22 protein-coding genes are annotated in these 22975 nt (G+C 47.2%); 13 read left to right on the plus strand and 9 right to left on the minus strand.

The window, feature by feature from the left end:
- Window positions 1-30: 30 nt before the first annotated feature.
- From F3J22_RS15175 to F3J22_RS15195, 5 genes are all read right to left on the minus strand, one after another.
- Window positions 31-966 (minus strand): ring-cleaving dioxygenase, encoded by a 936-nt coding sequence (locus F3J22_RS15175; protein ID WP_167018809.1) that lies wholly within the window; start codon window positions 964-966, stop codon window positions 31-33.
- Between the two features lie 6 nt (window positions 967-972).
- Window positions 973-1296: a response regulator receiver protein gene (locus F3J22_RS15180; protein WP_167018810.1), complete on the minus strand. Its 324-nt coding sequence runs from the start codon at window positions 1294-1296 to the stop codon at window positions 973-975.
- A 6-nt stretch (window positions 1297-1302) separates the two neighbouring features.
- Window positions 1303-2028: a pirin family protein gene (locus F3J22_RS15185; RefSeq protein ID WP_167018811.1), complete on the minus strand. Its 726-nt coding sequence runs from the start codon at window positions 2026-2028 to the stop codon at window positions 1303-1305.
- 131 nt (window positions 2029-2159) lie between these two features.
- Window positions 2160-3398, minus strand: coding sequence for an RNA polymerase sigma factor (locus F3J22_RS15190; protein WP_205195320.1), 1239 nt, complete (start codon window positions 3396-3398; stop codon window positions 2160-2162).
- Complete coding sequence (locus F3J22_RS15195) at window positions 3385-3729, minus strand: YciI family protein (protein ID WP_167018812.1); 345 nt, start codon at window positions 3727-3729, stop codon at window positions 3385-3387. Before F3J22_RS15195 ends, F3J22_RS15190 begins: the two co-directional genes overlap by 14 nt.
- Window positions 3730-3902: 173 nt before the next feature.
- On the opposite strand from F3J22_RS15195, the gene F3J22_RS15200 reads away from it, so the two are divergent.
- From F3J22_RS15200 to F3J22_RS15220, 5 genes are all read left to right on the plus strand, one after another.
- On the plus strand, window positions 3903-6452 hold the full coding sequence (locus F3J22_RS15200) for a M1 family aminopeptidase (protein WP_167018813.1): 2550 nt from the start codon (window positions 3903-3905) through the stop codon (window positions 6450-6452).
- Window positions 6453-6654: 202 nt separating this feature from the next.
- On the plus strand, window positions 6655-8784 hold the full coding sequence (locus F3J22_RS15205; RefSeq protein WP_205195322.1) for a GDSL-type esterase/lipase family protein: 2130 nt from the start codon (window positions 6655-6657) through the stop codon (window positions 8782-8784).
- A gap of 145 nt (window positions 8785-8929) precedes the next feature.
- Complete coding sequence (locus tag F3J22_RS15210; RefSeq protein ID WP_167018814.1) at window positions 8930-9691, plus strand: bifunctional 2-polyprenyl-6-hydroxyphenol methylase/3-demethylubiquinol 3-O-methyltransferase UbiG; 762 nt, start codon at window positions 8930-8932, stop codon at window positions 9689-9691.
- 39 nt (window positions 9692-9730) lie between these two features.
- Window positions 9731-10591, plus strand: coding sequence for an AraC family transcriptional regulator (locus tag F3J22_RS15215; RefSeq protein ID WP_167018815.1), 861 nt, complete (start codon window positions 9731-9733; stop codon window positions 10589-10591).
- Between the two features lie 59 nt (window positions 10592-10650).
- Window positions 10651-11346 (plus strand): SIP domain-containing protein, encoded by a 696-nt coding sequence (locus F3J22_RS15220; protein ID WP_167018816.1) that lies wholly within the window; start codon window positions 10651-10653, stop codon window positions 11344-11346.
- A gap of 42 nt (window positions 11347-11388) precedes the next feature.
- Here the strand turns inward: F3J22_RS15220 and F3J22_RS15225 are convergent, their stop codons facing one another.
- Together F3J22_RS15225 and F3J22_RS15230 are read right to left on the minus strand one after the other, a co-directional pair.
- Window positions 11389-11913, minus strand: coding sequence for a GNAT family N-acetyltransferase (locus F3J22_RS15225; RefSeq protein ID WP_167018817.1), 525 nt, complete (start codon window positions 11911-11913; stop codon window positions 11389-11391).
- A 9-nt stretch (window positions 11914-11922) separates the two neighbouring features.
- Window positions 11923-12504 (minus strand): histidine phosphatase family protein, encoded by a 582-nt coding sequence (locus F3J22_RS15230; protein WP_167018818.1) that lies wholly within the window; start codon window positions 12502-12504, stop codon window positions 11923-11925.
- A gap of 156 nt (window positions 12505-12660) precedes the next feature.
- Here F3J22_RS15230 and F3J22_RS15235 point away from each other — a divergent pair, with 156 nt between their 5' ends.
- The gene (locus F3J22_RS15235) at window positions 12661-13734 is read left to right on the plus strand and encodes a class I fructose-bisphosphate aldolase (protein WP_167018819.1); all 1074 of its coding nucleotides are present in this window, start codon (window positions 12661-12663) and stop codon (window positions 13732-13734) included.
- A 132-nt stretch (window positions 13735-13866) separates the two neighbouring features.
- Here F3J22_RS15235 and F3J22_RS15240 read toward each other — a convergent pair whose 3' ends face one another.
- Window positions 13867-15117, minus strand: a complete 1251-nt coding sequence (locus tag F3J22_RS15240; RefSeq protein ID WP_167018820.1) for a glutamate-5-semialdehyde dehydrogenase — start codon at window positions 15115-15117, stop codon at window positions 13867-13869.
- A 12-nt stretch (window positions 15118-15129) separates the two neighbouring features.
- Window positions 15130-16164 (minus strand): glutamate 5-kinase, encoded by a 1035-nt coding sequence (gene proB, locus F3J22_RS15245; protein ID WP_167018821.1) that lies wholly within the window; start codon window positions 16162-16164, stop codon window positions 15130-15132.
- 81 nt (window positions 16165-16245) lie between these two features.
- Between proB and F3J22_RS15250 the strand changes: the two genes are divergently transcribed.
- From F3J22_RS15250 to F3J22_RS15280, 7 genes are all read left to right on the plus strand, one after another.
- A complete protein-coding gene (locus F3J22_RS15250; RefSeq protein ID WP_205195324.1) occupies window positions 16246-16929 on the plus strand; it encodes a response regulator transcription factor in 684 nt (227 codons plus the stop codon).
- 1 nt (window position 16930) lies between these two features.
- Window positions 16931-18298, plus strand: coding sequence for a HAMP domain-containing sensor histidine kinase (locus tag F3J22_RS15255; RefSeq protein ID WP_167018822.1), 1368 nt, complete (start codon window positions 16931-16933; stop codon window positions 18296-18298).
- Between the two features lie 85 nt (window positions 18299-18383).
- On the plus strand, window positions 18384-18830 hold the full coding sequence (locus F3J22_RS15260) for a hypothetical protein (RefSeq protein WP_167018823.1): 447 nt from the start codon (window positions 18384-18386) through the stop codon (window positions 18828-18830).
- Between the two features lie 56 nt (window positions 18831-18886).
- Window positions 18887-19336, plus strand: a complete 450-nt coding sequence (locus tag F3J22_RS15265; RefSeq protein ID WP_167018824.1) for a hypothetical protein — start codon at window positions 18887-18889, stop codon at window positions 19334-19336.
- 167 nt (window positions 19337-19503) lie between these two features.
- Entirely contained in the window at window positions 19504-19923 is a 420-nt protein-coding gene (locus tag F3J22_RS15270; RefSeq protein WP_167018825.1) for a hypothetical protein, read from the plus strand.
- A 1426-nt stretch (window positions 19924-21349) separates the two neighbouring features.
- Window positions 21350-21619, plus strand: a complete 270-nt coding sequence (locus F3J22_RS15275; protein WP_167018826.1) for a helix-turn-helix transcriptional regulator — start codon at window positions 21350-21352, stop codon at window positions 21617-21619.
- Between the two features lie 588 nt (window positions 21620-22207).
- On the plus strand, window positions 22208-22957 hold the full coding sequence (locus F3J22_RS15280; RefSeq protein ID WP_167018827.1) for an SDR family oxidoreductase: 750 nt from the start codon (window positions 22208-22210) through the stop codon (window positions 22955-22957).
- Window positions 22958-22975: the final 18 nt, after the last annotated feature.

The raw sequence follows: 22975 nt of genomic DNA on the forward strand, positions 1-22975 counted from the left end.
CCCTGTGCAAACAGGGCCGGCATCGGTATCTTATTTCAATACGGGTAATATCTTTTCAATTTCTTCTCTGGCCGGCTCATATTGCTTTGGCAGGCGAAGGCCAGTACCCAGCTGCTCCAGTGGCTCATCTACCGTGAAGCCCGGATTGTCGGTAGCGATTTCGAATAACACGCCGCCTGGTTCCCGGAAGTAGAGAGAGTAGAAGTAATCACGGTCAATTTTTGGTGTGATCTGTAACCCTTTGCGGAGGATTTTATCTCTGAATTCCATCTGGATATTATCATCTGCTACGCGGAAAGCGACGTGGTGATTAGTACCGCCGGCATTGTAGCCCCGAGGCCCGTCAGGGGCTTCCAGCAGATCGATGATGTTGGCCTGTTCTACTGCGTTGGTGGCAAAGCGGTAACGGTTGCCTTCCTGTGACTGCAGCTCATAACCGAAAATATCTGTCAGGATTTTTGCAGTAGGCTCTATGCTGCGAAGCATGAGGGTAGTACTGTGGAATCCTTTGGTGGCAACGTCTTTGTTTACTTCGGCGGTTGTCCAGCCGCTACGGGTGTCAACTTTCGCAGGTTCTACCATGGTAAGCTGTAAGCCATCCGGGTCAGTGAAGCTGAGGAATTTTTCACCGAATCTTTCGTTCACTTCGGTAAAGGGAACGTTATATTTTTTAAAGCGTTCTTTCCAGAATTCAATGCTGCCTTGAGGTACGCTATAGGCAATTTCTGTGGCCATACCGGTACCTGCCTGCCCTTTGGAAATATTTTCCCATGGGAAGAAGGTAAGGATGGTGCCCGGTGTGCCGTGTTCATCTCCGAAATAGAAGTGATAGGTGCCGGGATCGTCGAAGTTGACAGTTTTTTTCACCAGTCGCAGTCCCATTACTTTGGTATAGAAATCATAGTTACGCTGTGCGTCTGCTGCGATGGCGGTGATGTGGTGAAGGCCTAAAATATTGTTATTCATAGTAAATTATTTTGTAGTGAGATTTTCGAATGTTGTTCTGATTTCATTTTCCAGCAGTCCGCTACCGCCGCCGTAGTGGCGGATGATTTTAGTATCGGGTGCTGTAATTTCCACCTGTGTTCTGATGAATGTTTCATCTTCCGGGGTAACGCCTACAGCGAGCAATATGCCATCGTAGGTGTTATTGGTAATCAGACTGGTGGCTTCTTCCAGACTGGTGGCTATATCGCCTTTCCAGCCGGAATGGCTATTCATAAGCCGGTGCAGTACCTGCATGATTTCAGGGTGATAACCTATTGCCAGCAGGCGGAGAGATATGTTACTTGTCATGATCTGTTACTTTTCAAGGTTCATCGGTACGTCTGTTATCAGTATTGTTGTATCCTGACTTTTTATCGTTCCGCTAAAGGAATGGGTATCGCTGATGCCGAGGGCATCGCCGGCGGATAAGTTATGACCGTCGATTTCTATGTTGCCGCTGATGAGATATACATATGCGCCGTTATCTTTTTTACGGATATCATAGCGGAATGTTTCACCTGCACCGAAGTGTCCTATGCTCAACCAGGCATCCTGCTGAATACGGGCAGTATGAGGGCCTTCTTCAGGGGCAACAATGGTGCTGAACTGATGCTGACTTTTCGCTTCGTTTATTGCTACCTGTGAATACGCAGGTGCATTATTGAGCTGTGCGGGATATATCCATATCTGTAAGAAGCGGGTTGCCTTGTCCTGTTCATGATTGTACTCGCTGTGAAAAACACCGCTGCCGGTACTCATGAGCTGTATTTCACCCTTCTTAACAACTTTTTCATTGCCAAGGTTATCTTTATGAATTAAACTTCCTTCCAGGGGAATGGAAATAATCTCCATATTATCGTGCGGATGGCGGCCAAAGCCTTTGGTAGCCTGTACGGTGTCGTCGTTGAATACACGCAATGCCCCGAAGCTCATCCTTTTAGGATTGTAGTAATCCGCAAAGCTGAAAGTCTTTTTGCTGTCGAGCCATTCGTTAAATTCATGGTGGCGGCTGTCTTCTTTATGAAATATATACCTTGTCATATCCTTAGTTCTTTGCTTTGTTTGATAACACAAATGTCGGATGCCGCCGTTCCGCCAGCAATGAACTGGATTAAGAAACAGTCTTAATCTAGATTAAGAAATTGAGGGTTATATGTATAAATAATTGAAAATTAAATCGCTATATCTTTCATCAGGCGGGTCAGTGTCTGCTTTTCGGTAGTAGAAGGGGTTAGGGAGATAGCTTGCTGGTAGTGGGTTACAGCGGTTTTCGGGGAGATGTTCCGGTATAAATAGCCTAATAAGGCGTGATAGTAGCTGTTATCTGATAAATTGAGTTTAAGCGCTTCTTTAATGGCGATCTCGGGGCCGGATACCCTGGAAAGTGCAAAAGCACGGTTCAGCGCCGTAACGGGGCTATATACGAGAACAATAAGCTGGTTATACAGCTGCAGGATATTGGGCCACTTGTTTTCGTTGTCGGGGAGCGTATGCCAGTAGGCAATGGCAGCTTCGAGGTGGTAACGGCTCAGTGTTTCGCCGGTACAGGCATTCACCAGGAAATAGTGTCCACGGTCAATCAGGGATTGGTCCCAGCGCCCGCGGTCCTGCTCTTCAAAAAGCAGGGTTTCTCCCTCGTTGCTGGTGCGGGCATCCAGCCGGGAGCTCTGGTAACACATCAACGCCAGCAAGGCATTGAGTGCAGGCGTGTTCGTAAAGGCAGTGTCGGTAAGTACCAGCGCCAGCCGGATAGCTTCTGCACAGAGTTCCTTCCGTATGGTCAGACTGCTGGTCTGAGAAAAGTAACCCTCGTTGAAAAGCAGGTAGATGGTGGTGAGGACGGTATCGAGGCGACTCAGCAATGCGTCCTCCTGAAGGATGTCGATACGGAAAGATTCGCTGCGAAGCCTTTCCTTTGCACGCTGCAGGCGTTTTTTGATGGTTTCAGGTTTAGACAAAAACGCATGGGCAATCTCTTCAATACTAAATCCGCACAATACCTGTAAGGCAAGCGCAATCTGTGCTTCCGGCGAATTATGCGCGTTACAAACAGCAAATATCATCGCCAGCTGACTATCATTGATCAGCTGTTCTGTAAATGTTATTTCCGGGGAGATGTACACCGGGTTTTGCTGTAGCACGGGTGATACGCTGGTATTAAATACCTGTTGCCGTTTGAGATAATCCCTGGTTTTATTTTTGGCAACGGTATACAGCCAGCCGGAAGGATTGTCTGGAATACCTTTCAGTGCCCAGTTTTCGGCCGCAATGAGGAATACTTCACTGACAATATCCTCCGCAATCTCCATATGTTCCAGCCCAAAATGACGGCATAATACTGCCGTCATTTTGGTAAACTCCCTCCGGAATAAATGGGGGAGTATCTCGTTTGCCTGGTTATTTGTTGTCATGTGGTTTTATTAGCGCTCTCACCTCAATACTGCCTCCCACTTTAAAGATGGGATTTTCCTGTGCAATGGCTACGGCTTCGTCGATGGTTTCCGTACGAACGATAATATAACCGCTGATAAATTCTTTGATTTCCGCAAAAGGGCCATCGGTAACGATGCCACCAGGCTTTACGGTTTTGGCCTGTACCGGCGAAAGGGTATTGCCTTTATCGACAAGTTTGTTCTGTGCAGCGATGCCCGCCAGCCAGTTCATTCTCTCCTGCAACTGCTCTGGTGAAGGCTTTGCGTCAGAAGTATTATTCAGTCTGAAAATTAATGCGAACTCTTTCATGATAATTTGTTTTTGTACTTCTATGACGATCGAAGTATTCCTACCGGGACATCATGACCCGGATATTTTTTATTGATGTCAATTTAACGGAATTCGCCCATAGTTATCGGCTACCTGTCTCCGCCGGAAATGATTATATTTGGAACTTAACTATTACCAGCCAACAGAATCTGATGAAAGCATTGCTTACAGGCCTGGTGTTGTTGACAACAACCACATCGGCCATATTCGCGCAAACAGCGCGCCCGGTACCTGTGACTACAGGGGTTTCCCTGGAACTTGCCACCTACAGACAGCAGGTGATCACTGATATTCATTACGATATACATTTTCAGATACCGGCAGAAAAAACGGAGGCAATTACCGCCCATGAAACAATTACGTTTGATCTGAAAGAAGCTACACAGACATTGCAGCTCGACTTTAAACAACCTGCTTCCAATATCAGCAGACTACTTGTAAATGGTAAAACCATTAAACCAGTAGTAGAACAGGAGCATGTGTTGATTCCTGCGCAATACGTGAACACCGGCAACAATACAGTAATCATTGACTTCACCGCTGGTGACGGCTCCCTGAACCGTAACGCAGAATACCTGTACGCGCTGTTTGTGCCAGACAGGGCCAGGGTTGTTTTCCCTTGTTTCGATCAGCCCGACCTGAAAGCGAAGTTTAAACTCGTTTTAATTGTGCCGGGAGAGTGGAAAACGTTGGCAAATGGCCGCCTGAAAAGCATGGTGCAGAAAGGACGCACTCCCATCGTACATAATTTTGAAGAAACAGACTTATTACCTACCTACCTCTTTTCCTTTACCGCCGGTAAGTACAGCCAGGCCACTGACACGCTGGACGGCCGTCCGGCAACATTCCTGTACCGCGAAAAGGATCCACGGGATAACATAGACTCTGTTTTCAGATTACATAAAGAAGCCATTCGTTTCCTGGAAGAATGGACTGGCATTGCGTTCCCTTTCCAGAAAATAGGCTTTGTTGCTATTCCTGATTTTCAGTTTGGCGGGATGGAGCACCCGGGCGAAGTGCAGTATAAAGCATCTTCTCTCTTCCTGCAAAATCCTACCAGAGATCAGCTGCTGGCACGAACAAACCTGATCTCCCATGAAACCGCGCATATGTGGTTTGGAGACCTGGTGACCATGAAATGGTTCAATGATGTGTGGATGAAAGAAGTATTCGCCAATTTTATGGCAGATAAGGTGGCGGAAAAGCTACAGGGTAGCGAGTCTTTCAACCTGCGTTTCCTCCAGGACCACTATAACCTTGCCTATAGCGTAGACCGCACCGCAGGCGCCAATCCTATCCGCCAGCAGCTGGATAACCTCCAGGATGCCGGCACTATGTACGGCAATATCATTTACCATAAGGCGCCTATCATGATGCGTCAGATAGAGCTGCTGATGGGCAAAGAGAATTTCCAGCAGGGTGTGCGGGAATATCTGCATAAATACTCCTACAGCAACGCCACCTGGAACGACCTGATCGCTATACTGGCAAAATATACCACGGCTGACCTCTACAAATGGAATACCGTTTGGGTAAACCAGCCTGGCCGCCCGGTATTCGATTATCAGCTCCACTATGATGGTGATAAAATCAGCCAGCTGCATATTACCCAGCAACCTGAATCCGGCGCAGCCAGATTATGGCCGCAGTCGTTCGATGTGACATTGGTATATCCTGATTCTACCAGCAGCATTCGCGTAAATATGCAGGATCAGGCCATGGATATTCCGGAAGCCGCCGGTAAGCCACGTCCACTGTTCATTATCTTCAATGGAAATGGCTTAGGTTATGGCTTATTCCCTTCCGATCCGGCAGAGAAATCTAAGCTGAATCGCCTGGAAAGCCCTATCAACAGAGCTTCTGCCTATGTAAATGCCTACGAGAATATGTTGGCCAACAGAACCTACGCCCCTGGCGAATTGCTGGCAGCCTTCACCGACGCACTGGCCACCGAACAGGAAGAAACCAACCTTAAACAACTGACCGGATATATCTCTACACTATTCTGGGAATTTACCAAACCGGCAGAACGTAGTACCATCGTGGCTGGTATGGAAAAGAAGATATGGGATGCCATGGAAAAACAGACGGCGCCCAATAACCGTAAACTGCTGTTCAAAGCCTACCAGGATATTTACCTGACACCCGAAGCCGGAGAAAAAGTATTCAACATCTGGCAAAGCCAGCAGGCACCTGAAAATGTGAAGCTCGCGGAAGAAGATTATATCTCACTGTCACTCACCATTGCCCTGAAAAAAGGCGATGTTTCCGTTATCTCGCAACAGCAGGAGCGCCTGAAGGATAATGATAAAAAAGACAGACTGACTTTCCTTATCCCGGCATTATCACCGGATGCCGCTACCAGAGAGCAGTTCTTTAACAGCCTGAAAGAAAGGAAAAACAGGGCTAAAGAATCCTGGGTAGCAGTAGGCCTTAGCTATCTTCACCATCCTTTGCGTCAGCAGTATTCCAGGAAGTTCCTTCCGGAGAGCCTGAACATGCTGGAAGAGATTCAGCATACCGGCGATATCTTCTTCCCGCAATCATGGCTGGGTGCCATCTTCTCCAACTACCAGGATGCTGCGGCATGGCAGGTAGTACAGGATTTCCTGAGAAATAATCCTGGTTATAATGAGAAGCTGAAAAGCAAGATTCTGCAGACGACGGATAATTTGTATAGAGCACAGCAATTGCTTAAGTAATTCGGGGTTTAAGGGCACCCGCACCCGTTGCGGCTATCCTTCCAAACAAAGAAAGGGCTGCCGTCGGCAGCCCTTTCTTTGTTTGGCGCGGGGGTAGACCCTTTGCCGGAGGCAAAGGGTCTACCCCCGAACCCCCGGAATAAAAGTGGCTTTTATTTCCGCAGTAAATGTTGTTTCTTGACGATGAATTATTCCAACGGAAATGAAAAACATTTTTTTTCGCCTCAGTATGCTACTATGCCTGCTGCTGAGTCATGCATTTATCGCACGCGCTCAACATCCCGTAAAAATTGCGTGTATAGGTAGCAGTTATACCTATGCCGAAGGGACTGCCAACAGAGAGAAAAACGCTTATCCTGCCCAATTGCAGACCATGCTGTCTGACAAGTACGAAGTAAAAAACTTTGGTGTTGCCGGTGCAGGGATACTCAAAGCCGGTCATCTGCCTTACTGGAAAACAACTGCCTATAAAGATGCGCTGCAATACGCCGCAGATCTGGTGGTGATAGAACCAGGCATTGCTGATACACAATCGCCGGACAATCAGGGGCTGCAACAATATGCCATTGATCTGAAAGACCTGATCAGCTCTTTTCGTGTAGCCAATCCCGATGCACGCATCGTGCTACTGCTGACCATCCCCGCTGATATGCCGGATAGCAGCGCAGTAACGGAAAAGCCTATACGACAACAGGTGCTGCAAAAAATTCAGCAAACTGCCTACGAAACGGGCACGGAAGTAGTGAACGTAGACATGCTCCTGTCGAAGGAAAGCATGATGCCGGATAGGGTACATATATCTCCGTTAGGAACGGCCATCATTACACGCCGCCTCTATGAAGTGGTGCAACAACCCGTTCAGAAAGGGTTTGATATCTTCCCGAAACTTAATTACAACAAAACATATGCATCTTTCTATGGCTATAAAATGGCCACATTCACCTTTAATAACCGTGAATGTAAAGTGGTGCAGCCACATCGTGTAATGCCCGGACAGCCATGGATATGGCGGGCAAGGTTCTGGGGACATGAGCCGCAAACAGACATCGCCCTGCTGGAAAGAGGCTACCATGTCGTGTATTGCGATGCCAGCGAACTGTTTGGTAATAAAGAGGCCATCAGCCTATGGAACAAATACTACGACCTCCTGCATAAAAACGGACTTGCCAAAAAAGCAGCGATGGAAGGTATGAGCAGGGGAGGAATATATGTATACAACTGGGCGGCAGCCAATCCGGATAAGGTTTCCAGCGTCTATGTTGATAATCCCGTGCTAGACCTGCTCAGCTGGCCCGGAGGCACGGGCACGCATAAACGTGCACCGGCTGAGTGGGCGCAATTCAAAGCTGATTACGGATTTACAACGGATGAAGCGGCGCTGCAGTTTAAAGGCAGTCCGCTGTACAACATACCTGCTATTGTAAAGGGAGGTTACCCAATGCTGCATGTAGTGGGCGATGCAGACGACCTGGTGCCGGTAGCAGAAAATACAGCCCCGTTTGAAAAAGCGGTGAAGGCCGCCGGCGGTGATATTACGGTGATTCATAAGCCAGGTATGGGCCATCACCCGCATTCGCTGCCTAATCCTAAACCCATTGTGGATTTTATCCTTACTGCGGCAGGACATAAAACAAACTTCGCTGCCATTGCTACGCCTGGCGTGGAATACAGGTCGGCTGCGGGCTGGAGTGACGGTAAAGACTGGTGGGGACAAAATGAAGATATTAATAATCTGCTGGAAGCCGCGCAGCCACTGGATATCCTGATGTTGGGGAATTCCATCACACAGGGAACCGGTGGCCACCGGCATTTTGTGACCAGCAAACCGGGATTTGCCGTATTTGATAGCCTGTACCACGGGCATAGCTGGGAAAGTGCCGGTATTTCGGGCGACAGAACGCAGCATGTGCTTTGGCGCGTGCAGCACGGCAGTTATGTAAAAGCCGCACCTAAAGTGCTGGTGCTGACGATAGGCGTCAATAATTTTGATGATGATAGCGCACCGGAAATTGCAGCAGGTATTAAAGAAAGCTATCAGTGGCTGGTGAAAAACATGCCCAAAACGAAAGTCATTCTCCTGGGGCCATTGCCCGCCGGGCTTACTGCTGATCACTACAAGCGGATAAAATACCAGCAGGTACAGGCTGTATTGGCCAAAACAGCTCCGGAAGAGAGCCGTAACCTGGTGAAAAAACTGGCTGCCGCGATGATCCTGGATAACGGGGACCTGAACCCTAAGTATTACAGAAATGACGGTATACACCTTGCCAAAGAAGGATATGCTGCATGGGCAGCCGTGATAGGCCCGGCTGTGTTAGGCGCATTAAAATAAACACCGCATTGCATAACGATGATTACCTGGATCCTCCATGGTAATCATCGTTTTTTTATGATAAAATTATCATGTGTGTACTAAAGTGCTGTAGCCTAGGTTTTTCCGCTGTCAGCTTGTATTTTTATGCTACAATCAGCAATTTATGTCCCCCAATATTACTTATGAATATGAGCGCATTACTGATATTAAGCGCCTGAATTTTATCACCAATAGTCTGCAGCAGGTTATCCCCGCCCATGCTAATATCCTGGATGTCGGATGTGGCAATGGCGTTATTACGCGTCACCTGGGCCAGTTTGGCTATCATGTACTGGGCATCGATGTAAGTGAAAAAACGATTGCGGTCGCCCGCAGCAAAAATACCTTGTCTAATGTCCGTTTTGAAGTGATCAGTGCAGAAGCACTGGTGGCCAGTGGCGCGCAGTATGATGCGGTGATATGCAGTGAGGTACTGGAGCATTTGCATGATCCGGGTGTATTGTTGAAAACGATTTATCAGTCGTTGAAAGATAACGGCACTTTGATTGTAACGGTGCCAAACGGTATGGGACCCAGGGAGGTGCTGGTAACGAAGCCTATGCTGAAAGTGCGTAGGAGTCCGCGTTTGCAGTCGTTTGTAAATAGAATCAAAAGCGCACTGGGGTATAAGGGTACTACGGTACAATCGCAGGCGGATAACCTGGATCACGTCCAATTCTTTACCCGCGCAGCGCTGCGTGAGCTGGCCGCTGCCAATAACTTTGATATCATTAATATTTCCCGTACCAATTTTGTGGAAGATGTATTTCCGTTTTCCATGCTTACTAAACGCGTAAAGGCGCTACAGTCGCTGGATTGCCAGGTGGCTGAAGTGCTGCCGTTAGGCCTGACAGGGGGCTTTAATACCATCTGGAAGAAGAAATAATTTACTTCAGATATAATGAATAGCCCCTAATTTTGGCATATGAAATCTTCCCGTGCAGCTATTCCGAGATACAAGATGCCTGTTGAAGCCAAGGCAGGTATGCAGGTGCATTCGCATGATGATCCGCCGGACTATATGGACCATGATATCTATGCTGCCCACCGGGACGAGCATTACCTGATGTTTTTCTCCTATGGTGGCGGATATAAAGCTAATGTTGATTTCAGGGTGGTGCATAGAACAGGGCAGTTTATAGGTCTGATTGTACCGGGGCAGGTGCACCAGCTGCTGGAGGCGAAGGCCATGAAAGGTTATTCTGTTACTTTCGACCCCAGCCTGATGCCGGTAGCGCTGAAATCCACGATAGAGGCTTATTTCAAGGAAGAAACTGTTTTTGGCGCCAATGATTTGCTGATGGAGCAAACGGAGGAGATGCTGGAAATCCTGATGAAGCTCCGTAATCAGTCCGATGATGCCTTTACGGCATTTGCCATGCACAGTATCCTGCAGGGCATACTGGGGCTGGTAGCAGGTAGTCTGGAGGCCTTACAATCCGGGAGGAAGCCAGATAACAGGGCGGCCATTATCAACAGGGAATTTCAGCTGCTGGTACAGGAACATTTCAAGGACTGGAAGAGTCCGGCCGATTATGCCAAAGTGCTGCATATCACCGCCACTCACCTGAATGACACTATCAAAGATGTGACTGGTATTGCCGTTTCGCAGCATATACAACAGCAGGTAATACTGGAAGCCAAGCGTTTGTTATATCACACCCATCTTACCGTTACAGAAATAGCCTATGAGTTAGGGTATGAAGATGTCGGTTATTTTACCCGTATGTTTAAGAAAATTGCCGGCATGACCGCATTATCATTCCGGAAATCATTCCGTGAATAGTCCTATGGTTCCCCTTATTTGTACGACTTTAAAAAGATATTTCGCTGTTGTTTTGTGTTATGATTAGTAGCATAGAAAAGAGGGAAGTTTCCCTTATCGAAAATATCTTCATAAAAACCGGCAGGGTACTGGCTATCCGTACCTGGGATACCCATGATTTCTTTGAAATCGATCTGCATCTTCCCAAATCCAAACCTGAGCAATGGAATACGGTACAGCGCATTGTTTGCCGGACTGCCAGCTTTCATTATTGTGATTATACACCGGCGCAATGGGATTGCAGCACTAAAACCTGTACGTTGTTTATCGATGGCGGCCATAATGGGCGGGGCTGTCAGTGGGTACGTAGCCTGCAAACTGATGATACCATTCATTATGCCGGCATTGATGGTATGAAACATGCGCCTGCGGCAGATACTTACCCTATATTCCTTGGCGACCAGTCGGCAATAGGGCATTTCAGCGCCTTACAGCAGTTGTCGGCTAACGGGCACGTAGCTACGGGAATTATGGTGGTGAATAAGCCGGAACATAAGGAGGAATTCGTGGACAAGTGCCGCTGGCTGGATTTACAGCCCGTATCGCGGGATGAAAATTATTTCCTCGTCTTATCAGATTTACTACAGCAACTACCTCCGCGTAACCATACTTTTTTTCTGGCGGGCAATTCCCACCTGGTGGCTAATACACGTAAGTTCCTGCGGGAGCATGGTATTGCCAATGCACAGATAAAGGCACAGGGCTTCTGGCATTAAGAGATGATATCAGCGTATAGTCTTAGTAGTTAGGTAGATGGTTCAGGCAGTTGTTGCTGTTAGTACGTAGGTTATTTCTGCTGCGATGCCGTTATGTGGCTGAGGCTGGAACCCTTGTTTTTCCAGGGCCCTGATGGATTTGAGGTTGTCGGGAACTACGTTGGCGGCGATTTTCCGGGCATGCATTTTCTCAAAGGCAAAGCGGATAATGGCCGTCATGGCTTCCTGTATGAAACCCTTTCCCTGATGGGCGGGGAGTAGTTCATAGCCCAGTTCCACGCTATTTTCCACGGTATCGTATTGCCATAGGCCTATAGTGCCGATAAGGCCGTCGGGGGAGGTGATGGCCCAGTACAGCGTAGTGGCGTTGGCGATATTGTTGTTGATGGCGGTAATAAACCGTTGAGCCGCCACGCGGTCGGTACACGGGGCCCGGTTGAGGTACATATTTACGGCCGGGTCGGACCGGAGCTGATAAATGGCGGCATCATCCGAGGGTTTGAGCTCACGGAGTACCAGCCTGTTGGTGGTGATCAGGGGGAATGGATAAAAATCGGTATGTAACATAAAAAGTTGTTATTCTTCCAGGTGCTGAACGCAGTTGTAAAGGTGGCAACTCCAGCTATTATCTGAATGCAGTAACTCTGTTACGGCGGTATTTTTCAGCATTATCTGGTGAGGTGCCTCCGGTACGAGGTGGCCGATCATTTTACGGATAAATCCGCCATGGCTCACGATCAGGATATTCTTTCCCTGGTGTTGTGCGATGAGATCGTTGAGGAATGCGGTTCCTCTGGCGATGATGGCGTCTGTCGTTTCTGCGCCGAGGTCCAGTTGTTTCCAGTCGGGGCCCCACTGCGCTATTCTTTCTGCTTCGGTAGTGCCTTCTATTTGTCCGCCACTGGCTTCGCGGATACGCTCGTCCTGCCGGAGGTCTGTCAGTCCGATGGCGGCGGCGATAATGCCGGCGGTTTCCTTTGCACGGTCGAGATGACTGCTGTATATCAGTTCCCAGGGTTCACCGATGAGGCGTTGTCCCAGTCTGCGGGCCTGTTCTCTTCCTTCTTCATCCAGGGGGATATCTGAGCTTCCCTGTAATCTTCCTGCTTTATTCCAGGCTGTAGAGCCATGTCTGATAATTGCTATACGGGTCGTCATATCGTTGCTAAAATGATTTTCTGCTGCGCAAAGATACAAAAAAGTGCCGGAGCTGTTCTGAAGGATGGCTAATTGAAATAGAACAAGGAAGGTAACCAGCTGTTTATCATTTGCAGATTTAATTATTTAAATTTAGTGAGATAAAAAAGCAATCGTATGTTATCCTTGGAAAAAATCAATGAATTACTCGGACAGGACAGTGAATTGCTGCTGTCGCACAACAGCAAGACTATCCATAAATCAATGTTGCATCTCCCCGGTCCGGAAACGGTGAATGATATTTATGGCCCCAGCAGCCGGAATCCGCAGGTATTGCGGAGTCTGGGGCAGCTCTTTGGCAGTGGCCGCCTTGCAGGAACGGGCTATATGTCCATCTTGCCGGTAGACCAGGGCGTAGAGCATAGCGCCGGCGCATCTTTTGCAAAGAACCCTGCTTATTTTGATCCTGAGAATATTGTCAGATTGGGGCTGGAAGGCGGCTGCAATGCAGTAGCTTCCACCTTTGGTGTACTGGCCTCGGTTTCCAGGAGATATGCCCATAAAATCCCCTTCATTTGTAAGATCAATCATAACCAGTTGCTTACCTATCCTAACCGTTTTGATGAGGTCCTGTACGGTACGGTGGAAGAAGCCTGGAACCTGGGAGCTGTGGCCGTTGGTGCTACCATTTATTTCGGCTCTGAAAATTCAGACCGGCAGCTGGTAGAGATTGCACAGGCATTCGAACATGCGCATGAACTCGGTATGGCTACTGTGCTCTGGTGTTATCTGCGTAATGATGCTTTCAAAAAAGATGTAGATTATCATTTATCGGCCGATTTAACAGGGCAGGCCAATCATCTGGGTGTAACAATCCAGGCGGATATCATTAAGCAGAAATTACCGGAAGTAAACGGTGGTTATAAAGCATTGAATACGGGCAGTTCTACCTACGGTAAACTGGATGAGCGTATTTACACCGAACTCACCAGCGATAACCCTATTGATCTTTGCCGTTACCAGGTAGCTAACTGCTATATGGGCCGGATGGGACTGATCAATTCCGGTGGCGCTTCTGAAGGGGCTGCTGATCTCGCGGATGCAGTGCGTTCTGCGGTGATAAATAAGCGTGCCGGCGGGGCAGGGCTTATTTCCGGCAGAAAGGCATTTCAGCGGCCTATGGAGGAAGGTGTTGCCTTGCTGAATGCCATTCAGGATGTTTATTTGAATACCGCGATTACCATCGCGTAATATATTTCAGCTTTCGCTTGATCCACCCGCCGAAGGCGGGCAGATCAAGCGAAAAAAAGCGAGGGCCCCCAACGGGGCCCTCGCTTTTTTTCGCACAGAGGTGTGCTGGCAATTATCTATATAAAGAAAAAATTACTCGCGTATCTGGCCGGCGCCATAAACAAACCATTTCTCTGTCACTAGCTTTTCCAAGGCAAAAGGCCCGCGGGCATGTAGTTTCTGGGTAGAAATACCTATTTCAGCACCCAGGCCGAACACACCACCATCGGTAAACCGGGTGGAGGCGTTGACATATACTGCCGCCGCATCTACGGTATTGAGGAATTCCTCACTGAGGGCGGGGTCGCGGGAGATAATGGCCTCACTGTGCTTACTGGAGAACGCCTGTATATGTGCCAGTGCTTCCGGTAGTCCGCTAACGACTTTCACAGAGCATTTCAGCGAAAGGAATTCGCGGCCGAAATCATCCGGGGTAGCGGTATGTAACTGCGGATAGCCTGCAGCCAGGAGGTGCTGGTATGCTAACGCTTCCGCATATACGTCTACATGATGGGCTGCCAGCTGCGGTGTGAGTATGCGCAGGAAATCTGCGGCTACGGCTGCATCTACAAGTACGGTATCCAATGCATTACATACGGACGGCCGTGATACCTTGGCATTGGTAACGATGAGGGCGGCCTGTTCGAGGTCAGCTGATTGCTCTACGTAGGTATGACACACGCCGGCGCCGGTTTCTATCACCGGCACTTTGGAGTTGGCCCTGACAAATTCTATCAGCTGTTGTGATCCGCGGGGGATGATGATGTCGATGTATTTAACAGCAGTCAGCATTTCTGTTACCAGCGCTCTGTCTGCCGGCAGCAGCTGTACTGCATGGATATCGGTGTTGTATTTTGCCAGGCATTCCTGGATAATCTGTACCAGGATGGTGTTGGTATCGAGTGCGTCGGAGCCGCCACGCAGCACGCATACGTTGCCGCTGCGGATGCAAAGGGCGGCGACATCTACTGTTACGTTGGGGCGTGATTCGTAGATGACGCCTACCACGCCCAGGGGAACGGTCTTTTTCTGTACGAGCAAACCATTGTCCAGCTGGCGTTCCAGTAGTAATTCGTTGGCGGGGTCGGGCAAACGGGCTATATCTTTTACGCTGGCGGCCAGACTGCGTATACGCGGGCCTGTTAGCAGGAGACGGTCTTTTTTGGGATCATCGTCGGGCATGCGGTCCAGGTCCGGTTTATTGGCGGCTATGATTTCCGATGCTCTAACCAGCAGTGCTTCTGCGAGGTCGTAGAGCAATTCCTGGCGTTGGGCGTCAGGAAGGTGACGTAAAGAGGAAGAAGCATTTTTTGCCTGTTCCAGCAAGGGTTGTATGGTATGCATGTCGGGGATTATTTACAGCAGCACGATATCATCAGCATGTGCTACCTCTGTGTTCTGTTGCCGGCTGTGTTTTTCCAGTACATCGGAGGAGAGCCTGGCTCTGCCTACAGCAATAGCAATATTCTGATCATTAACAATTTCAATTACTTCTCCGCCTTCGAATTTCTCCAGTATTTCCTTTACGCCTACGGCGAGTAAGCTATGTCTTTTCTCCAGGGCTTCCTGGGCGCCGGCGTCGATGAGTACGCGGCCGGTAACCAGACTGCCGCTGGCCAGCCATTTGCGGCGGGCAGGCATGCTGCAGGGCTGCGGCAGGCACAGGGTACCTGTTTCGCCTTTGAGGGCATGGAGGATCCCGTCGTTGGTACGGATTCCGAAGATCACTACCCGGATACCCATGCGGGTAGCCAGTCGTGCAAAGGTCAGTTTAGACACCATGCCTCCCAGCCCCAGCGCTGATTTCTCTTTGTCTGCCAGGCCAAGTGCCTGCTGGTCGATGACATCTATCTGAGACACCACTTTTCCTTCGCGGTCGAGTACACCGGCCACGGAAGTGCTGAAAAGCAGCATAGAGGCGCCAAAGCCCACAGCGATCAGGGTAGCCAGTTCGTCATTGTCAGAAAACTTCAGCTCCGTACTGCTGACCACATCGTTTTCGTTGGCGATGGGGATGATATTGTTGGCCCATAATTCTTCGTAGGTACGTTTCAGTTGCAGGAACTGCTCGCGGCCGGAGAAATGCTGGCGCTCACAAAGGCTTTGTGCCACTGCGATGCCATAGGGGGCAAAATAACGGCTATATTTGTTCAGCAACAGCGGGTTGCCGATGGCGGCAGCGGCCTTACGTTCGCTGATAGTACCACCATAATGCTTCATAAACTGCTTTCCGGCAGCTACCGCACCGGACGACACCAGCACGATATGGTATGCCTCATGCAATTCCGCTACCTGACGCGCTATTCCGGCAATAACGGTTTCGTCCAGATCACCGTTTTCGCGGGTGATGGACGCCGTTCCAAATTTGATGACAAGTATTGGTTTGCTCACGATTTAGTATTATTTGCCGCCAAATTATTAAAAGACTACGAACTTTAATAGCGTTTTAGCAAGAATTACAGACCTTTGGATATGATTCGTATACTCGTAATAGAAGATGAAGCCCGTGTTGGAATGCTTATCAGAAGAGGATTGGAAGAACAAGGCTACGAAGTTACCCTGGCCCGCGACGGCGATGCCGGACTAAAACTGGCGCTTACCGGCGAGTTCGAACTCGTTATCACCGATATTATCCTGCCCGGCACAGATGGATTGCTCCTGAGCAGAAGCATCCGCAATGCCCTGCCCAACATGCCTATCCTCATGCTTACCGCCCTGGGTACTACGGACGATAAGGTCGAAGGCTTCGATGCCGGCGCCGATGATTACCTGGTGAAGCCCTTCGACCTGCGAGAGCTGCTGGTGCGTATACGGGCACTCCTGAAAAGGAATACCCTGCCGGTACAGGCAGCACCCATGAAGCTACGCTATGCCGACCTGGAAATGAACCTGCAAACAAAAATCGTTACCAGGGGAGGAAAAGAGATCAATCTCACCCCAAAGGAATTCAGGTTACTGGAATACATGATGCAGCACCACGAACGCGTACTTTCGCGTACAGAGATCGCTGAAAATGTTTGGGATACACATTTCGATACCGGTACTAACTTCATTGACGTGTATATTAATTATCTTCGTAAGAAGGTAGATAAAGAATTTTCCGTAAAACTGATACATACCAAACCCGGTATGGGATTCATTTTTAAAGCAGGATAACATGAAAATCCGAACGCGGCTGACCTTATTGTTCACCGGCATCATCGCAGCCCTGCTACTCTTGTTTGTAGCAGCAGTATACGTATCGTATGCCCATGACCGTGAAGATGAATACTATAAAAATCTGCGCCAGCAGGCCATTACCAAAGCCAACCTGCTGTTTGATGCGCAAATAGGTCCGCAGGTATTACAGCTGATTTATAAAAATTCTTCCGGGAGCCTCTCCCAGGAAGAAGTAGCCATTTATGATACCGCTTTCCACCTGTTATATCACGATGCCGTAGATATCGACAAAGTGAAGGAAACCCCCGTGATGCTAAGTAATATCGTGCGGGAACATGAATTGATGTTTAAACAGGGAAAATTCCAGGTGGTAGGTTTCGTTTATAAACATAACAACCAGGAATACCTGATCACCGCCGTAGCAGAAGATGAGTACGGACTGGCACGGTTACGGAATCTTGCCTATATTCTCGGTATTACCTTCCTGGGGGCGGTGATACTGGTATTTGTTGCCGGGCAGTTTTTCGCCCGTCAGGCACTGAAGCCGGTATCGGACATGGTAGACAGGGTAGAGGAAATTACCGCTACCAACCTTGATTTGCGCCTGCAAGAAGGTAACGGAAAAGATGAAATAGCGGAACTGGCGGTAACCTTTAACGCTATGCTCGACAGGCTGGAGCAATCGTTTGACGCACAGAAACAGTTCGTATCCAATATATCCCATGAACTGAGAACGCCGTTGACAGCCATGATGGCGGAACTCGAAATCTCTGCTTCGCGTGAAAGGCCGGCAGATGAATATCTTGCCAGTATGCAACACGCCATTGCGGATGCACAGAAGCTGGTGAAGCTCTCCAATAGCTTACTGGACCTGGCCAAAGCCAGCTACGACCCTGCAGAGATCAAGTTCAAAGACCTCCGCCTCGACGAAGTGCTCGTGGAAGCGAGGAAAGAATTACTGAAAATTTATCCTTTCTACCGCATTCATATCAACTTCGAAGAAAGCATGGAAGATAGTGACGTGATCACCATTGCCGGCAACGAATACCTGCTGAAAGTGGCTTTCCTGAACCTGATGGAGAACGGCTGCAAGTTTTCGGCCATACACGAAATGCAGGTAGTGGTGACCTGGTTTAAAGACCATACCATCTTACGTTTTATCGATACAGGTGTAGGTATCTCCAAACAGGACCTGCCTAATATCTTCACACCTTTCTACCGCGGAAAAAATAAAGAATATGCCGATGGCAACGGAATAGGGCTTTCCCTTGCTGCCAGGATAGTGCGCCTGCACAAGGGTAATATCAGTGTTGTTTCCAAAGAAAACAGCGGCACTACCTTTACCGTCGAATTTGAGCATGTATAGGTAGGTTATCATGTTCGACAAAAGCAGAGATGAAATCTATATTTTGACAGATATTTGTGCCTATTACATATTTTCCCTGTAGCTTATGTTTAAGTACTATCGCTGGTGTGTGGTATTTCCTTTTTTACTGACGCTTTTATTACTCGTCACTTTTATGCTCTCCGCCTGGGTTCTGGGCAGGGACTGGCTGCAATACAGGGAAACCACGGGAGCTGCTGTATTGCTGATTTTTATGTTTTCCATCATGATGGCCGGACTCTTTTTCCTGCCTGTATTTCTGAATAATTACGCTGCTGTCAGAGATAATCAGGTGCTAAGGTTTTTATCGTGGTGGGGCCTGCCGCTGGCCTGGATTGCTTATATATCATTCAATGGCAGCATGAAAAAAGAAATGCCTTTTTTTGATGGTACCATGGTTTTCTTCTTATTGCTGAATATGATACTGCATGCAATAGGCGGTGTCATTGGCTGGTTGACGTTTAATCGTGACCGGAGGGCGTTTCAGCGTGAATATGGCCGGCACGACGGCTAATGTTAACAGTTATACTAATCAACTTGTATTCTATTTAAATCGAAATTTTTTTTCCTATGTCAATGAGAAAATATTACTGCTGGTGTATACTCTATCCGTTGTTATTGTCTCTAATCATTCTTGTTGCTGTTGCTGCTGTAAATGTCATTGGTAAAGATGTTACTGCTGAATATTGGTTTTGGATCGGAGCGCAGGGGATATCTTTTGTTTATAATGCTGTTTTTTTTGCTGTACTATTTTTGCCGATTTTTTTAAACAGCAGGGAAGATGTTCGTGGGAATACCCTCAAAAGATATTTATCCTGGTGGCTTTTACCAGGGTTGTACTTGCTGTATTCTGTTGGTTTCGGATTTCCTTTTTGGAAAATGCCTATTGATGATCTCCTGATGTTTGTCATGATCTACGCTGGTTTTGTATTGCATATTGCCGGTAGTTTTGTTGGCTGGTATCTGTTTAATAAAGAGTTGAAAAAGGAGCAAAAGGAGATAGAGCAGTATAATCAGTAAACCATAATTTGGTTTCTATTCATTAAGGGGCGAATGAGAGATATGCGGGAATTGGAATCATAAAAAATTATTTAATATCCTATGGAAAAGTACTATTACAAATGTGTGGTTTATCCATTCATTGCCAGTCTCAGCGGATGACACTACAAACCCTTAACACTGTTACCATGTTGAAATATTATCGTTATTGCCTTGGTTATCCTTTCTTATTTTGCCTGACAGTAAGTTTGTTGTATATCGGCGTCTGGTGTTTCAAAGAGGGAGAGGGTTTCAGGGATTATATCATGTTTGTGGCTGGCGCAAATCTCGCATTGGCGGCCTATGGTTTTTTGTCATTTCTGCCGATGTTGTTGCTGGGTATTACTCTTTTCAGGAAGTCAGCATTGGTAAGATGGCTCTGCTGGTGGATTTTCCCGCTTATTGGCGCTTTCCTCATTATTTTTTTCTCTCACTTATGGGCAGTGGATGAAGGTGTGAATAGCAAAGATGGTTGGTTGCTGATATGCTGGGTGACGCCTTATCTGGTTGGTGGGTTTATCGGCTGGCAGATATTTCATAAAGATCTCATAAACAATCAGGATGCGTAAATATTATAGTGATTGTCTGGTCAGGCCATTTCTCTTCCAATGGGTGCTGGTTTGCGTTTATTGCGTATATATTAATATTTATGGTATAGCACCTTTTAGTTGGAATGGGCTTGCACACAGTATTTCCATGTTGATGGGGCTATGTTTTGTATGGGCCTTCCTGGTAGGATTATCATTATTGCCGGTTTTTTTGTTGAATAATGAGGATTGGAGAGATCGTTTATTATGTAGATATGTATGCTGGTGGGCACTTCCGGTAACGGGGAGTTTGTTACTGCTGGCAGCTATCTACAGGACGATAACCAACCTGGAGTATAGATATTATAGCGATGATCTGCTTTTGCTCACTGTACTTTTTATTCCATATATAATAGGAATCTGGATTTCCTGGCGCCGTTTTAACAAAGCTTACCCGCTTTGATCATCTGCCGGTATCTTCTGCAAAAAATAAAAATAATGGCGAAATACTTTTATTATATAATCTGGTGGCCCTTGCTCATTGCAGTTGGACTAGCCATTGTAAGAATTTTCCAGGATTATTACTGGGGAAGTGGACAGATGCCCGGCGAATGGTTGCCTTCATCCGCCTTTTATGGATTGTGGATCATTATGGTATTGATAATGGGGTGGTAATAGCTGTACTTTTCCTGCCATTGTTTTTGTTAGATAATGAATCTGTTCGTGATGTTTTCTTATACAGATGTTTATGCTGGTGGCTGATTCCTGGGATCGCGTTGTTGTGCATCTTGTTATGGAATTGTATGACTGGATTTGACGGTGATTGGTATATGTTGGGAATGATTGTACCATATATAGCCGCCGCCTGGATTTCGTGGCGTCGTTTTAACAAAGCTTACCCGCTTTGATCATCTGCCTGAAAAGGTGATACATGTTGCATTTTAATAGATCATTTTATAAAATGGGTAAATATTATAGAGACTGTTTGCTTTGGTCGTTTGTAACGCAGTGTGGTATCAGTTTATTATTTTGTGCGTGCGAGATGGGCAGGAAGTGGCATTATGGAGGCTCTTGGACGGATGGGCTGCTTTATTTTTATTTATACACTATGATAAGCCTATCATATGCAATAGCGGGAGCAGTCACCTTTTTACCGATATTTTTATTGCATAAAAGGAAGGCGAATAGCTTTATATATAGATGTTTGTGTTGGTGGGGGCTGCCTGTTTCACTGTTGTTAGTGTTGATAGCGGTCACGCTTAAAACAGGCTTGAGTACGACCTTTCCTATAGATATAGAGTATTTTCTTTACGTGTTTTTTTCTGTTGTACCATATATAGCTGCCGCCTGGATTTCCTGGTGTCGTTTTAATAAAGCTTACCCGCTTGGATCATCTGCCTGAAAAATCTTCTCAAAAAAAATTCATCGATAAATTTCGATATTTCGAAAATGTTCCTATATTTGCATCATGGATTTGGGATTAATTGAAAAAGCAGCCAATGCCATAGCGGACAGACACCGGTTATCCATACTCATGGAGATCGCGAAGAAAGGAAGTATGGCCTGTGGCGATATGTGTGGCCTGACTTGTTTATCTCAGCCTACAGTGTCTCACCATGTTAAAATATTGGTAGACAGTGGCGTTCTTAATTCAACGAAGAATGGACGTGTCTTGGAGCTGACCATCAACAAGGAAATGATGAAACAGCTGAGCATGTTTTTTCTGAAACTAAGCTGATTAACAATAAAATAGCCGTAAACGGCTTTTTTTATCAGTTTAAACATTGATATTTTTAAATGTATAGATATGAGGGATTTAGGATCTCTTTTTTTAAATGTTTAAACATCGAAAGTTTTAAATAAATCGAATGAATCAACAGTGGTAATTACCTGATACGGGCATCGGGAATACCAGGAACAAGAAACAAAACAGTTGTAAGTACAGTAATGGTGTGAGGATATCCTTCCCCCGCTACAACGGGGGAAGGGATTATCTTAAATAAAGGCAGGTTTGCTTCAACAGACTGGAACGGGACTAAAGACAGGATTAAAGTACAAAAGCAGGGCTATGTCGCTGGTAATACAATGTATCGGGCGTTGTAAAGTTATTCGGACTTGCCATTAAGAATCATTCATTGCTCAGCGCCGGAGTACGGCGCACCCCAAATTTTCATCCATGTTTGTATCACCAAAAATTCCACAGCGGATTTTCCTCAGATAATGGTTGGCAGTTACGCGTACTACAGGTATTATTTGAGTCTATATAGTCAAAGTATAGCCAAGGGATTTCTACCACATCAACATTTCAGTAACGACACTAGCATCAATGACAAAGAAAGAACAAAAGAAGATTGTAATCACAGGTGGTAACAGCGGAATAGGATATGCTACAGCAGAAGAATTCCTGGGAAGAGGTTACAAAGTGCTGATTACTGGTAGAAATCCGGGAGCCATACAACAGGCAGTTTATGATCTTGGTTTCCCCGCAGAAGGATTCCAGGCCGACCAGGGCAGTCTGGCGGATATTCAAAAGCTTAAAGATTACGTTAGATCACGCTACACGCAAATAGATGTACTCTTTATCAATGCAGGCATAGGAAAATTCGGGCCATTTGAAAGTGTGACAGAAGCCGCCTTTGATGAAGTGATGGACATCAATTTCAAGGGAGCTTTCTTTACTGCCCAGCAGTTGTTGCCATTGGTGAAAGAAGGCGGAAGTATTGTCTTCCTTTCTTCCAGCAATGCCAACGGCGGAATGCCTGGCGCAGCAGTACATTCGGCCAGCAAGGCCGCCTTAAACTCCCTGGCCCGCACGCTCTCCAGGGAACTGGCACCTAAAAGGATACGTGTCAATACCATCGTTCCGGGCCCCGTGAATACGCCACTGGCAGAAAAAGCAGGATTCGGAAAAGAAGGGCTGGACCATATGGCCGCACTGGTGCCCATGGGCCGCGTAGCAGAACCACACGAAATAGCAAAAATGGTAGGCTTTATTACCTCCAGGGATGCCGCTTTCGTTAACGGCGCCGAGATCAGTATCGACGGAGGATTCTCCGTTCACCCACTGGCAGGCTGACCATGCTTCTTCAATAAA

This window comes from Chitinophaga sp. Cy-1792, assembly GCF_011752935.1.
Taxonomy (GTDB): Bacteria; Bacteroidota; Bacteroidia; order Chitinophagales; family Chitinophagaceae; genus Chitinophaga.